This window comes from Mesorhizobium sp. M7A.F.Ca.CA.001.10.2.1, assembly GCF_003998575.1.
Classification (GTDB): domain Bacteria; phylum Pseudomonadota; class Alphaproteobacteria; order Rhizobiales; family Rhizobiaceae; genus Mesorhizobium.
On sequence record NZ_RZQY01000107.1, the window covers coordinates 1 to 12836 of the forward strand.

14 protein-coding genes and 1 riboswitch are annotated in these 12836 nt (G+C 62.0%); of the genes, 3 read left to right on the forward strand and 11 right to left on the reverse strand.

Features of this window, described 5'->3' with window-relative positions:
- Positions 1–105: 105 nt before the first annotated feature.
- The 7 genes from EN964_RS09915 to EN964_RS09945 all read right to left on the reverse strand — a co-directional run bounded on the left by EN964_RS09915 (position 106) and on the right by EN964_RS09945 (position 6373).
- Positions 106–783, reverse strand: a complete 678-nt coding sequence (locus EN964_RS09915; protein ID WP_127267354.1) for a glycosyltransferase family A protein — start codon at positions 781–783, stop codon at positions 106–108.
- On the reverse strand, positions 783–1535 hold the full coding sequence (locus EN964_RS09920; RefSeq protein WP_127267347.1) for a glycosyltransferase: 753 nt from the start codon (positions 1533–1535) through the stop codon (positions 783–785). The genes EN964_RS09915 and EN964_RS09920 overlap by 1 nt, the downstream gene beginning before the upstream one ends.
- Before the next feature lie 55 nt (positions 1536–1590).
- Positions 1591–2343: a glycosyltransferase family A protein gene (locus EN964_RS09925; RefSeq protein WP_164748753.1), complete on the reverse strand. Its 753-nt coding sequence runs from the start codon at positions 2341–2343 to the stop codon at positions 1591–1593.
- Positions 2340–3389, reverse strand: coding sequence for a serine kinase (locus EN964_RS09930; protein ID WP_127267345.1), 1050 nt, complete (start codon positions 3387–3389; stop codon positions 2340–2342). Before EN964_RS09930 ends, EN964_RS09925 begins: the two co-directional genes overlap by 4 nt.
- Positions 3390–3438: 49 nt before the next feature.
- Positions 3439–3870: a PqqD family protein gene (locus EN964_RS09935; protein ID WP_127267344.1), complete on the reverse strand. Its 432-nt coding sequence runs from the start codon at positions 3868–3870 to the stop codon at positions 3439–3441.
- 129 nt (positions 3871–3999) lie between these two features.
- A complete protein-coding gene (locus tag EN964_RS09940; protein ID WP_127267343.1) occupies positions 4000–5100 on the reverse strand; it encodes a hybrid-cluster NAD(P)-dependent oxidoreductase in 1101 nt (366 codons plus the stop codon).
- 25 nt (positions 5101–5125) lie between these two features.
- The gene (locus tag EN964_RS09945) at positions 5126–6373 is read right to left on the reverse strand and encodes an aromatic ring-hydroxylating dioxygenase subunit alpha (RefSeq protein WP_127267342.1); all 1248 of its coding nucleotides are present in this window, start codon (positions 6371–6373) and stop codon (positions 5126–5128) included.
- A gap of 112 nt (positions 6374–6485) precedes the next feature.
- A riboswitch (cobalamin riboswitch) is annotated at positions 6486–6688 on the reverse strand.
- Between the two features lie 509 nt (positions 6689–7197).
- Here EN964_RS09945 and EN964_RS09950 point away from each other — a divergent pair.
- The 3 genes from EN964_RS09950 (at position 7198) to EN964_RS09960 (ending at position 7986) form a co-directional block, all read left to right on the forward strand.
- Positions 7198–7395: a DUF680 domain-containing protein gene (locus tag EN964_RS09950; RefSeq protein ID WP_027039902.1), complete on the forward strand. Its 198-nt coding sequence runs from the start codon at positions 7198–7200 to the stop codon at positions 7393–7395.
- An 86-nt stretch (positions 7396–7481) separates the two neighbouring features.
- On the forward strand, positions 7482–7682 hold the full coding sequence (locus tag EN964_RS09955; RefSeq protein WP_127267341.1) for a DUF680 domain-containing protein: 201 nt from the start codon (positions 7482–7484) through the stop codon (positions 7680–7682).
- Positions 7683–7749: 67 nt separating this feature from the next.
- On the forward strand, positions 7750–7986 hold the full coding sequence (locus EN964_RS09960) for a DUF680 domain-containing protein (protein WP_023813652.1): 237 nt from the start codon (positions 7750–7752) through the stop codon (positions 7984–7986).
- Positions 7987–8062: 76 nt separating this feature from the next.
- Here the strand turns inward: EN964_RS09960 and EN964_RS09965 are convergent, their stop codons facing one another.
- From EN964_RS09965 to EN964_RS09980, 4 genes are all read right to left on the reverse strand, one after another.
- Complete coding sequence (locus EN964_RS09965) at positions 8063–9175, reverse strand: ABC transporter ATP-binding protein (RefSeq protein ID WP_127267787.1); 1113 nt, start codon at positions 9173–9175, stop codon at positions 8063–8065.
- Positions 9176–9199: 24 nt separating this feature from the next.
- Positions 9200–10864, reverse strand: a complete 1665-nt coding sequence (locus EN964_RS09970; protein ID WP_127267788.1) for an alpha-glucosidase family protein — start codon at positions 10862–10864, stop codon at positions 9200–9202.
- A gap of 4 nt (positions 10865–10868) precedes the next feature.
- The gene (locus EN964_RS09975; protein WP_127267789.1) at positions 10869–12023 is read right to left on the reverse strand and encodes a carbohydrate ABC transporter permease; all 1155 of its coding nucleotides are present in this window, start codon (positions 12021–12023) and stop codon (positions 10869–10871) included.
- Between the two features lies 1 nt (position 12024).
- The coding region (locus tag EN964_RS09980) for a carbohydrate ABC transporter permease (protein ID WP_164775772.1) at positions 12025–12836 on the reverse strand (812 nt) is incomplete at its 5' end.

Consider the following 12836-nt stretch of genomic DNA (forward strand, 5'->3'; position numbering starts at 1 on the left):
CATCGGAGAGCAGCGCCGCCTTCAGCAACAGGTCCAGCTGGCCGGTGGGCCACGACCAGCCATAGTCCGGGAAGCGGCGGCCGATGCGGCGAACGGGCGTGGCGTTCAACTGGAACCTGCCTTGTTCTGGGCTCGCCGCTGCATGGCGAGCCTTGCGACCTGGAGGTAGCCCCGGTCGCGTGCCGGATCGCGGCCGTAGGAAAGGCTGCCCGGACGGATGCGGCGCAATGCAAGCACGTCGTCGAGCATGGCAAGGGCAAAGCCTGCCTCACGAACCCGGGCGATCCAGTCGATCATCTCGCCGCGACCGCCTGGTGGGTCGATGATGGGACCGACGCTCTGCACCACCTCTTGGCGGATCATCATCGTCGTGCGCGACCAGCCAGCTCCACTGGTCGCATCGGGCAAATCGGGGCTGTCGCCGCGAAACGTCCGCCAATGCGTAAAGACGCCCGTTGTCCCGGGATGACGGTCGAGATGGACCAGCTGCTTTTCGATCTTGTCCGGCAGCCACAAATCGTCGGCATCGAGCGTCGCGATGAGCGGCGTCGAGAGTGCCGCAATGCCGCGGGTCGTTGCGCTGCCAGGTCCGGCATTGTCCTGTCGCAGCACCGTCACCGGCAGGTTCATCGCTTCGATCACCGCAGCCGTATCGTCGGTCGAACCGTCATCGACCACGACGATGGCCTCCGCCTTTGCCGTCTGGGCCAGAACGGAGTTCAGGGCAGCGCCGATGGTGGCGGCCGCGTTGAAAGCCGGAATGACAACGCCGTAGCCTGCCATCAAAGGAACCGCCACTGCGCGAGATCCTTGAAGTCGAAAATCCCCTCCACCCGGCGCAAGCTGGGGTCGGCCTTGCGACGCTTCATCGACTTGTGAATGGCGCGCATGAACTCGCGAAAGGGCACATCGGCTTCCTTGGTCATGTTGCCGGGATGACGTCTGTAGTAGAGAGCCACCGTATCGGGCATAACGTATTTTGTCTGGCTCTCAAAGATACGCAAAAGATAGTCGGTGTCCTCGGCCTGTTTGAAATCCTCGTCGAAACCTCCGGTGCGCTCGATGAGGTTTCGCGCAAAGATCCCGGCGGACAGGTGGATCCCTCGCACGGTGATGGAGTGGCTGTCGGCGGCCGGTTCCAGCGTCTCGCCATCTATCTTGTCGACCAACGTCATGCGCGAATAGGTCAGGTCCAGGCCAGGATCTTCTCCGAAGCAGGCGAGATCCGCCTTGAAGCGCCCTGTCGGGGAGATGTCGTCCGAATCGAGAAACGACACCAGGCCGGTCTGCGGCAGCAACTGCTTCAGCCCGGCATTGCGCGCCTTTGTGACGCCGCCATTGCTCTGCTGGAAAAGACGAATGCACGGGGCCTCGTCGATCAACGACCGTACGACGGCTGCCGAACCATCGGTCGACCCATCGTCGATGACGATGATGTCGAGATCGATGTCTTCGCGCTGCCTGAGCAGCGAGCGCAGCGCGAGGCCAACGAATTGTTCGCGATTGTAGACCGGCATGATGACGCTCAGCTTCATGGGCGTCTCCGGCAGCATTCCGGGCTTGGCTGATCCGACTTGATGGTGTCGAGCATCATAGCATCCGCCAATCGGTGGGACTCTTCAATTCGAAGATTCCCTGGACCTCTCGCCGTGCCGGATCGGCCTTGCGCCGCCGCATCGACTTGTGGATTGCACGCAAGTGGTTGCGGACCCTGCCGCTATGTTCCTTGGTGACATTTCCGGCATGGCGTCGGTAGTAGATCGCGACGGCGTCCAACAATTCGTAGTTCGGTCCCGCCTCGAAAACGCGCAGCAGATAGTCGGTATCCTCAGCCTGCTCGAAATCCTCATCGAACTCGCCCGTCCGGTCGACAAGCCCTCTGCTGAACACGGCGGCGCTCAGCGAAATTCCCCGAAGTGTCATCGTGCGGCTGGCGACTGCCGGTTTCAGCCGCTCATCGTCAATCCGCTCGACCAGCGTCATCAGCGAGTAGGTCAGCTCGAGTCCGGGGTCTGCTCTGAAGCGCGCGAGGTCCTTCTTGAACCGTCCGGCCAGCGAGATGTCGTCAGAATCCAGAAACGAAACGAACTCCGCATCCGGCGGCAGTTGCCGCAGCCCGGTGTTGCGCGCCCTGGCTACGCCCATGTTGGATTGCTGGAACAGTCGGATGCAGGCGTTTTCGCGCATCATCGAGCGCACGGCCTCAGCAGAGCCGTCGGTCGAGCCGTCGTCGATGACGATGATGTCGAGATCGGCGGCGTCCCGCTGCCGCACCAGCGAGCGCAATGCCGAAACGACATAGCGCTCACGGTTGTAGACGGGCATTATCACGCTCAGTTTCACGAAGCGCCCCGCGTGAGAAAGTCCGCAATCGTACCGGCTATCTCCTGTGGCTGCGTCCCCAGCGACAGACGATAGCACGGCAGCAGGCGGGTCAGGTCGCTGAAGAAGCGAAAGCCGCTCTCCCGCTCGCCCGGCATCTGCGCTATGCCCGACGGCGCCAAGGCAATCATGGCATCCCTGCGCGACACCGGCACGATCGAACTTGCCTCGCCTCCGCCGATATGTGGCACCAGCAGCGCGATGATGTCCAGAGTTTCGGGCACCGGCCGAGGCGCGATGTCATCAATGTGAAAAGCATGCTTGCCTTGCCAGTTGAGCGGACCATGCGCTTTCAGCCGATGCTTCAGCCCAAGCCGAACGAACCCCTGGGGATCCTGTTTGAGTGTTGAAAACAGTGGGCGGGCAGTCACGCCGTTGGAGAGGTCGACCAGCACATAGTCGTCGCCGACGCTGTCCAGTCCGTTGAGGAGGCCGGCGGCGACGGTTCCGGATTTCCCGGCCCCGCCCGCGCCGGCCAGCAGCACGCCCCTGCCCTTAGTCCCGAGCGTCCCCGCATGGGCCAGCCGCATGCCGCGTGCCGCATATTCCCAATGCAGGAAAGCCCGCAGCGGCGCTCCCGGCTCCCACGGTGGAAAGGCATCGGCCGAAGCCATCAATTGCACGCCAACGCGACGTTGCGGATCATAGAACTGCCAGAAATCCAGGTCGTGAAAATGGTTGCCGCGCAATCCGGCCTCCGCCAGCCGGGTGGCGAAGCCATGCTGCGTGAAGGGCCCCTGGCCCCAACTGACCGGTGCCGCGATGCCGTCTATGCCGGGATGTGCGACGAAGACGCGGCAGCTGTCGGCAGGCGTTCGGTTGCCCGGAGCCGTGACAAGGCCATGAGCGACGGCATCCGCCAATGCGCCGACGCTGACATGCGCGGTCAGATCCAGATGCGGCAAGCTCGCCTTGCAGGTCAGCGGATAATGCGCGGCGCTGCTTTCTGCTTGCGCCAGGACATGGCGTGCGTAGTCAACCAAGTTTTCGAGAGTGACGTTCGGCATGGGTCTGCCTGTTCCGGAGCTGCCCGGCAACGAGAACCTGATGGGCGCTTCAGTTGGCCTGCTTCACCGCGGGCCAGCCGAGGGGCTCCTCGACCTCGTGGATGGGATCGACGACAATGAGATCGGCGAGATCGTCATGGATGTCGACCTTCAGGGGCTCTCTGGCAGCGGCGAGCTGAGCCAGCAATTCGCTTGGAGCCGGTCTTGCCACGCCATCGGTTACGGCCGCCAGCAAACCGAATTCGAGCAATTGTGAAACAAAGCCGTCAATCGCGGCGGCATCGAGGGCGCCAATGCCGGTCGCGGCGCCGACCAGTTCGGAGGCAGGCACGCCGGACGACAGTGCATCCCAAAGTCTGCTGCCTGAATCAGAGAAGCCGAAATATTTACCCGTGGTCAGGTCAAGAACGACGGCTTCGCCGTCGAAGGATTCAAAGACGATATCCTTGCTGGCAATGGCATAGATGCCGGATTGTCGCATGTTTGCTCCCCCGCCGAGCAGGCCGCGGAGATGATCTTCGGGCCTACGGTCAACCCCACCGTTGCAGGCGTCTAACCATTTGCAGGGTTTTTGGCAAGATGGCGCAGGCTCGGGGGCGAGCGCAGCCGGTCACGCTTCGATTTCAAGCGCAGAAAGCGGCTTCGAGCAACAGGCGAGGATAAAGCCGTCCTCGATTTCGTGATCGAGGATGCCGCCATTGTGACTCATCTCGACATCGCCCGCGACCTTCCTCACCTTGCAGGTGCCGCACAGGCCGAACTCGCAGGCGGCGGGAATCCGCACCCCAGAGGCGCGTGCCGTCTGCAGCACGGTCTGGCCGGCGACGCATTCGGCATCGACATCGGAAAGCGAAAACCGGATCGGTGTCACGGCCTCGACGGCAGCAGCAGCGCCGTCCTCCGCCGGCGGCGAGAACGGCGCCGGGATTTCCTCCACGGCAGGCGCAGCAAAGCTTTCCTGATGGTATTTCGCCATGTCGAAGCCGGCGGCGTCCAGCATGCCGCGCACGGCGCGCATGAAGGGATCGGGGCCGCAGCAGAAAATCTCGCGCTCGCGGAAATCGGGCGCCAGCAATGGCAGCCGGATCGCGTCGATGCGGCCCATATGGCCGAACCAGCCCTCGCGGCTCGACCGCTCCTCGATCATGAAGCCGAGCGACAGGCCGGGCATGCGGCTGCCGAGCAGCTCGAGTTCCTTGCGGAAAATGATCTCTTCCGGGCGGCGCGCACAGTTGACGAAGCCGACATCTGTCCATGGCGCACAGTCGTTCAACCAGCGCAGCATCGACATCATCGGCGTCACGCCGGAGCCCGCCGAAATGAACAGATATTTGGCCGCCGGGTGGCTATGCAGCGAAAAATCACCGGTCGGCCCATAGGCCTTGACGTGCGAGCCCGGCGTCAGATGGTCGAACATCCAGCGCGTGCCGGTGCTGCCCGCCTGCGCCTTGACCGTCACCGCGATCGAGAATGGCCGCGACGGCGAGGACGACAGCGTGTAGGTGCGCATCAGCGGCCCGTCCAATGTCGGCAGTTCCAGCGTCACGAACTGGCCCGGCTTGTAGCGGAACCAGGTCTGGTTGTCGGAGCGGAAGGTGAAGGTCTTCACGTCCGGCGCTTCGTCGCTGACGCCGATCACTTCCAGCACCTGCAGCCGGTCGTTCCAGGGCGTCATCTGGTCGAGATGGCGATAGAGGCCAAGGTCCGTCATCGCATTCATCCTCTTGTCCCCTGGGCTAGGCGACGCTGCGCAGGGCCGGCCGGCCGCCTTCGGCAAGGCGCGGCCCGATGAACGACGTGTACCACTCGACGAACTGGATCACGCCGCCCTCATGCAGCTCCGAATAGGGGCCTGGTTCGTAGGCCGGCGACAGGATGCCGAAGGCGTTTTCCTCGACGATGCGGCGGTCCTGGTCGTTGGTCTCGGTCCAGACATGGGTGAGCTCAGCGAGGTCGTAGTCGACGCCTTCGACCGCATCCTTGTGGACGAGCCATTTCGTCGTCACCGCGGTTTCCGTGGCACTGATCGGCAGCACGCGGAAGGTGACGGCATGGTCGCCGAGGATATGGTTCCAGGTTGTCGGATAATGATAAAGCAGCAAGGAGCCGATGCGGTCGGTTGAAACGCTGTCGGACAGGTTCTTCTTCACCGCCCGTTTTCCCGTCATGGTGTAGCTGACGGCATCGCGCAGCAGCGGCGCGCGGGTGGCGCGGTACTGCCCTGCCGGATCGATGCGGAATTTGCTCGGCAAGCCTGATGCCTCGCATCTGGCCCAGTGCGCGACCATCTCGGGGTCGCTGTCGGCGCCGTTGACGCCGGTCACGGTCGGCGCCTCGGGGAAGGTCTTGCACAGCTCAGGGTGATTGGCGACGCAGTGGTAGCACTCGCGGTTGTTTTCCCAGACCAGCTTCCAGTTGCCCTTCTCGATGATCGTGCTCTCAAAGGCGATCTTTGCCTCACGCAAACGGTGCGGCAAAAGATAAGGTTCGATCATCGCCCGCATCGGCGCGAAATCCGCCGGCTCCTTGGCCAGGCAGATGAAGATGTAGCCGCCGACGCTCTCGCAGGCGACCGGCTTCAGGCCGAAATCACTCTTGTCGAAACCGTCGGCCATCTGGCGGGCAAACAGCAGGCGGCCGTCCAGCTCATAGGTCCACTGATGATAGGGGCAGACGAGCTTTGCCGCCGTACCCTTTTCCGCGTTGCACACGCGGCTGCCGCGATGGCGGCAGGAATTGTGGAAGGCGTTGATCTTGCCTTGCTGGTCGCGGACAAGGACGACCGGATAGTCGCCGATCTGCACGGTGATGTAGCTGCCCGGCTTCGGCAGTTCGCAATCATGGCCGATGAACAGCCAGTCGCGATACCAGATCAGCTCCATGTCGAGCTTGAAGTAGTCTGGATCGGTGTAGAAGGGCTGCTCCAGCGAAAAGCCTTGCCGGCGCCCCTTCAGGAGCCTCAGCATGTCGTTGCGGGTATCCATGTCCTGTCCTCGTTTCTAAGGACTGAACTGGTGGTGATGGAGGAAGGATTGAAACGCAGGCCGGCTAGGTGCCGGAAGCGCTATCCACCTCTTGACCGCCCACCGCGATCAGTCGAGTCTAAAAATCTCGGGCTGGTTTCCGGGCTCTGGAGTTGTCCTTGCGGACCATCGCGACACCTTCCCAGGCAGTTGCCCAGTGGTCTCCCGTTGCGACTTGAACTCCACCACCGTTGCGGGGGCAGCGCCGGATTCTGACCGGCTTCCCAATTCTCCGCCTCGTCGTCACGAAGCGGCACCTGAGATGGGTATGATCTAACCACGATCGCTGGCGCGCCGTCGGCATGAAAACGACATCGTATCCATGCGGCGCGACACGGCATGCGAAACGTCACCGCAGATCGTCGCGGGCCGAAATCCCGCCTCCCGGGCGGCCATTTGCCGGCTGCGATCTTCCCGAGTCCGACCCTTGGCGGGGGTCAAAAAAGGTTAACGGTTTCGAAAAGTGACTATTAGCTTGACCTAAAATCGAACCGAACGGTTCGTTTCTGTTGACGGTGCGTGCAGGACGGTGTGAACGCCGGGCCTTTGAAACAGTCAGTGATCCATCGGATGGTTAAACTTAACATGCTGATATAGAGAGGAAAAATGTATCTCTAGATTCCCCTGGCACAATTTCAAGGTGTGGATTCATGGTCCACACGGAACAACTTCGTGATTGGAAAAGGCGGGGTTGCCCTCCCACATCGGGGCTGTCCGAACGACGCGATTTCATTTCCAAGACACGCCGCTAGACGGACGGAAAAAGACGATACTGGAGTACAAAAATGAAAAAGATCATTCTCACTGCCGCAGCCCTTCTGGCCATTTCCGGCAGCGCCTTCGCTGGTAGCGACCACTACGGTTCGAACGCCGCGGCAGCCACTGCTGTCGACAGCTCGTACACCGCTTCGACCAAGAAGTCGGAACCGGCTGCTCAGGCGCCTGCCCAGGGTGCTGACCACAACCTCTTCGGCAACAACTAACAGCCGATTCCCAGTCGACGGCGGGCTCGCCCGCTGCCCTGGCGAAATTCAGACATTCGAAATTCAGACATTCAGGAGTATTTAAGATGAACAAGATCCTCATTGCTGCCGCCGCCGTTCTGGCCATCACCGGCAGCGCTTTCGCGGGCAGCGACAACTACGGTTCGAACGGCGCCAACCAGCCTGCCGCCGCTGTGGACCAGTCGTACACGGCTTCCACCAAGACCTCGGAACCGGCTGCCCAGACACCCGCTCAGGGCAGCGATCGTAACCTCTTCGGTCGCTAAAACCAATTTCGCAAGCGACGGCAGCTGTGCCTGCCGTCTGGCGAAATCCAGAATTCAGGAGACTAAAATGAACAAGATCCTTATTGCTGCCGCCGCCGTTCTGGCCATCACCGGCAGTGCTTTCGCCGGCAGCGACAACTTTGGCTCCAACGGCGCCAACCAGCCTGCGGTTACTTCGGTTGACAGCGCGCATACGAGCTCGGTCCGCAACAGCGGTGGCCTCGTCGAGAAGCTGCTCAATTCGTCGGGCGACGTAGAGAAGTCCGCTCCTCAGGGCAGCGACCGGAATCTCTTCGGCCGTTAACAGTCGAAGCTGATCTTCAAAAAAAGAGCGGCGGGCCTGGCCCGCTGCTCTTTTTTGTCCAAGACGCGGTTCTGCCTCAGGCCGCCTTCGCTTCAGCCTCATGAAGGGCAAACGACCGTCCGTCAGCGTCGAAGAGATGCAGGTCCTCGCCATTGGCGCTCAGCCGCAATGTCGAACCGCGCTTGACCTCGACATTGCCGGGCAGCTTGGTCACCAGCGGCAGGTCGGCGCGACCGATGTCGACATAGACCAGCTGCACCTCGCCGAGCTGCTCGACATAGTCGACCGTCCCCTCGAACAGATAGTCCGCGCCGCTGGCGATGATCAGGTCCTCCGGCCGCACGCCAAAACTCACCGCAGCGCCCTTTGCCGAAGCCGGCGTCGCGATCGGCACGGTTGCCTTGCGTCCGCCGACATGGCTGACGACGGTCGGATTGCCTGATTTGTCGATGGTTGCGGGCAGGATATTCATGGCCGGCGAGCCGATGAATTGCGCAACGAACAGATTGCCGGGCTTCTTGTAGAGGTCCATCGGCGTGCCGACCTGCTCGATATGGCCGTCCTTGAGCACCACGATGCGGTCGGCGAGCGTCATTGCCTCGACCTGGTCGTGGGTGACGTAGATCATGGTCGTGTTGGGCATCGATTCCTTGAGCTTGGCGATTTCGATGCGGGTGGCGACTCGCAGCGCCGCATCAAGGTTCGAAAGCGGCTCGTCGAACAGGAACACCTTCGGATTGCGCACGATGGCCCGGCCGATGGCGACGCGCTGGCGCTGGCCGCCCGACATCGCCTTGGGCAGGCGGTCGAGATATTTGGTCAGCTGCAGGATCTCGGCGGCCTGACGCACGCGGCGGTCGATCTCGGCCTTGTTCTCTTTGCCGATCTTCATCGAGAACGCCATGTTGTCGTAGACGGTCATGTGCGGGTAGAGCGCGTAGGACTGGAACACCATGGCGATGCCCCGTTTCGACGGCGGCACGTCGTTCACCACTTCGCCGGCTATTCTGAGCTCGCCGGAGGTGATTTCCTCGAGCCCGGCGATCGATCTCAGCAATGTCGACTTGCCGCAGCCCGACGGGCCGACGAAGACGATGAACTCGCCCGATTTAATATCGAGGTCGATGCCGTGGAGAATGTTCAGATTGCCGTAGGACTTCTTCACTTGTCTTAGCGTGACATCGGCCATTTGGTTTCCTCCAGTGATTGGAATTCAGTCGAGACGCCCGAACCAGGCGCCGTAGCCGCCAAGCTCGATGGAACCGCTGTTCGCCTGCCCCGAAAATCCGTGCCCGGGCAGAGGTTGCAGCGATCGGCCGCCAAGGTCAACCTTGGCCGGCCCGGCTCCCAGATTGAAGACGCAGACGATCTGCTCGTTGCCTGCGCGGCGCGTGAAGGCGACGGTGTCGCCCTCACTTTCGATGAAGGTGATGTCGCCCTTGGCGAGCGCCGGATGGGCACGCCGGAAGGTGAGAAAGCGCCGGTAGTGCTCGAGCAGCGAAGCCTCGTCGCCCTGCTGGACATTGACCGCTTGCGCCAGATGCTTGGCCGGCACCGGCAGCCAGGGCTTTGCCTGGGAGAAGCCGCCATTCTTGGCGCTGCCATCCCACACCATTGGCGTGCGGCAGCCGTCGCGGCCCTTGAATTCCGGCCAGAAGCGGATGCCGTAGGGATCCTGCAGATCCTCGAACCGCAGCTCTGCCTCACCGAGCCCAAGCTCCTCGCCCTGGTAGATGCAGACCGAACCGCGCAACGACATCAGCAGCGCCGAGATGACCTTGAGGTAGGCGGTCGGGTCGGCCTCATTGGCGGCCCAGCGCGAGGCCGGGCGCATCACGTCGTGGTTGGAGAAGGCCCAGCACGACCAGCCGTCGCTGGCGACTTTGCCGAAGGATTCCAGCACCGAGCGGACCTTGCCCGCGCTGATCTTTTCCGGCGCCAGGAAATCGAAGGAGTAGCACATGTGCACGCGCTTGCCGCCTGCGGTGTAGGCGGCAACCACTTCAAGCCCGCGCTGCGAATCGCCGACCTCGCCGACCGCTGCGGTTGCCGGATACTCATCGAGCAGGGCACGGAACCGTTCGAGGAAGCCGAGGTTCTCGGGCCGGCTCTTGTCGTAGAGATGGTCCTGGTAGTTGTAGGGGTTGACCGCCGGCGCGGTCTGGTCGTTGCGCTCTTCCGGCGGCAGCGGCGGATTGTTTTCCAGGCCCTGGCTGTGGAAGTAGAAATTGATGGTATCGAGCCGGAAACCGTCGACGCCGCGCTCCAGCCAGAAGCGGGTGACGTCGAGCAATGCGTCCTGGACTTCGTGGTTGTGAAAGTTGAGGTCGGGCTGTTCGGCCAGGAAATTGTGCATGTAATATTGCTGGCGGCTGGTGTCCCATTGCCACGCCGAGCCGCCGAAGATCGACAGCCAGTTGTTGGGCGGTGTGCCGTCCGGCCTGGCGTCTGCCCAGACGTACCAATCGGCTTTCGGGTTGCTGCGGCTCGACCGGCTTTCCTTGAACCAGGGATGACTGTCGGCAGTGTGCGACAGCACCTCGTCGATCATCACCTTCAAGCCCAGCCTGTGTGCCTCGGCGGTCAGCGCGTCGAAATCGGCCAGCGTGCCGAACATCGGATCGACATCGCAGTAATCCGTCACGTCATAGCCGAAATCCTTCATCGGCGACTTGAAGAACGGCGAGATCCAGATGGCATCCGCGCCGAGTGCGGCGATATAGGAGAGGCGGCCTATGATGCCCTTGAGATCGCCGATGCCGTCGCCATTCGAGTCCTGATAGCTGCGCGGATAGATCTGGTAGATCACCGCGCCCCGCCACCAGTCGCGATCGATGGCGAGGTCAGGCTTCGAGCTGGCCTTCAAAGCGGATTGCATCGTCTCAGCCTCCTTTCACCGAGCCGGCAAGCAGCCCGCGGACAAAATAGCGCTGCAGCGAGAAGAACACGATCAGCGGTACGATGATGGTCACGAAAGCCGATGTCGTCAGAATCTCCCAGTCGCCGCCGCGCGAGCCCAACAGCGCGTTGAGCTTGGCGGTCAGCACGATCTGGTCTGCCTCTGTACCGAGGAAAACCATCGCCACCAGCAGATCGTTCCATACCCACAGGAACTGGAAGATGGCAAACGAAGCCAGCACCGGGAACGACAGCGGCAAGACGATCTTGACGAAGATCTCGAAATCGCTGGCGCCATCGATGCGCGCCGATTCCATGATTTCGCGCGGCAGGCCGGCAATGTAGCTGCGCAGCAGGTAGATGGCGAAGGGCAGGCCGAAGCCGGTATGCGCCAGCCAGATGCCGAGATAGGTCTTCGACGGCATGCCGAAGAAAGCGCCGACGCCGTTGTAGAGCTTCAACAGCGGGATCAGCGACATCTGCAATGGCACCACCAGCAGGCCGATGATGACGGCGATCAGCAGCGCCCGGCCGGGAAACCGCATCCAGGCCAGCGCATAGGCGGCAAAGGCGGCGATCAGGATCGGGATGACGGTAGCCGGAATGGTGACGGTCAGGGAATTCATGAATGACCGTCCGATGCCTTCGGAGAACAGCACGGTTCTGTAATTGTCGGTGGTGAATTTCGGCGGCGCCGACGAAGCATAATAGACGCGCTGGCCGCGATCGCCTTCGAATGCTTTCGGGGAATGCATGATGAAGCTGCCGTCGGCATTGAGCTGCAAGGTCACGCCGTCGCCGAGATCGGCTGTGGTGCCGGCGGGATATTGCGTCGGTGTCGCCGATTTGACCCCGAAGGCGCTGATGTCGCGCTTGGCGCCGTCGCCGAAGATATTGCCCTCGAGGACGAACTTGCCGTCCTTCTCGACTTGCGCCGAGGCGGGCGGGAGCCGGCCTGCTTCCGTCTGGGTGGAACTGGCGAACGAGTTCCACCAGCCCGAGGCGATGATCTGGTTCTTGTCGCGCAGCGACGAGACCAGGATGCCGAGCGTCGGTATGGTCCAGATCGCGACGAAGATGAGCACGGCGATGTGGACGCCAAAACGGCTGGCGAAGGAATTTCCGGCCGCGACGGCCATCTCAATGTCCTCCCGTCTCTTTGTTCGCCTGGCGGATGTTCCAGACCATGATCGGAATGACGGCAATCATGATGATGATGGCGATGGTGGCGCCGCGGCCGAAATCGCCGCCGCCGCGGAACATCCAGTCGAACATCAGATTGGCCAGCACCTGGCTGTTCCACTGGCCGTTGGTCATGGTCAGCACGATGTCGAACACTTTGAGCACCAGGATGGTGATCGTGGTCCAGACCACGGCGATGGTGCCCCAGATCTGCGGCACCATGATCTTCCAGAAGATCTGGAACGGATTGGCGCCGTCGATGACGGCGGCTTCCAGCGTTTCTTCGGGAATGCCGCGCAGGGCGGAAGACAGGATGACCATAGCAAAGCCGGTCTGGATCCAGATCAGGATGATCATCAGGAAGAAATTGTTCCAGAACGGCAGCGATATCCAGACCTGCGGCTGGCCGCCGAAATGCTGGATGATGGCGTTGAGGATGCCGATCTGCGTCTGGCCGTCGCCCCGATACTCGTAGATGAATTTCCAGATCACGCTGGCGCCGACGAAGGAGATCGCCAACGGCAGGAAGATCAGGCTCTTGGCGATCGTGCCCCACCAGATCTTGTCCGTAAGCACGGCGATGATCAGCCCGAGGAAGGTGCAGGCGGCCGGCACCACCGCCAGCCAGATGATGTTGTTGAGGATCGAGTTGCGGAACTCGCGATCGCCGAACGCCCATTGATAGTTCGCCAAGCCGACGAAATTGATGCCGCTGCGATCGAGGAACGACAGCCGCAGCGTCTCGACCACCGGATAGATCAGGTAAATGG

Bases quoted from the DNA above. Each gene is read 5' to 3' on its own strand.
- EN964_RS09935 (WP_127267344.1), bottom strand. From the start codon at position 3,870: ATGCGACAATCCGGCATCTATGCCATTGCCAGCAAGGATATCGTCTTT.
- EN964_RS09920 (WP_127267347.1), bottom strand. From the start codon at position 1,535: ATGAAGCTGAGCGTCATCATGCCGGTCTACAATCGCGAACAATTCGTT.
- EN964_RS09975 (WP_127267789.1), bottom strand. From the start codon at position 12,023: ATGGCCGTCGCGGCCGGAAATTCCTTCGCCAGCCGTTTTGGCGTCCAC.
- EN964_RS09965 (WP_127267787.1), bottom strand. From the start codon at position 9,175: ATGGCCGATGTCACGCTAAGACAAGTGAAGAAGTCCTACGGCAATCTG.
- EN964_RS09950 (WP_027039902.1), top strand. From the start codon at position 7,198: ATGAAAAAGATCATTCTCACTGCCGCAGCCCTTCTGGCCATTTCCGGC.
- EN964_RS09930 (WP_127267345.1), bottom strand. From the start codon at position 3,389: ATGCCGAACGTCACTCTCGAAAACTTGGTTGACTACGCACGCCATGTC.
- EN964_RS09945 (WP_127267342.1), bottom strand. From the start codon at position 6,373: ATGGATACCCGCAACGACATGCTGAGGCTCCTGAAGGGGCGCCGGCAA.
- EN964_RS09955 (WP_127267341.1), top strand. From the start codon at position 7,482: ATGAACAAGATCCTCATTGCTGCCGCCGCCGTTCTGGCCATCACCGGC.
- EN964_RS09940 (WP_127267343.1), bottom strand. From the start codon at position 5,100: ATGACGGACCTTGGCCTCTATCGCCATCTCGACCAGATGACGCCCTGG.
- EN964_RS09960 (WP_023813652.1), top strand. From the start codon at position 7,750: ATGAACAAGATCCTTATTGCTGCCGCCGCCGTTCTGGCCATCACCGGC.
- EN964_RS09915 (WP_127267354.1), bottom strand. From the start codon at position 783: ATGGCAGGCTACGGCGTTGTCATTCCGGCTTTCAACGCGGCCGCCACC.
- EN964_RS09970 (WP_127267788.1), bottom strand. From the start codon at position 10,864: ATGCAATCCGCTTTGAAGGCCAGCTCGAAGCCTGACCTCGCCATCGAT.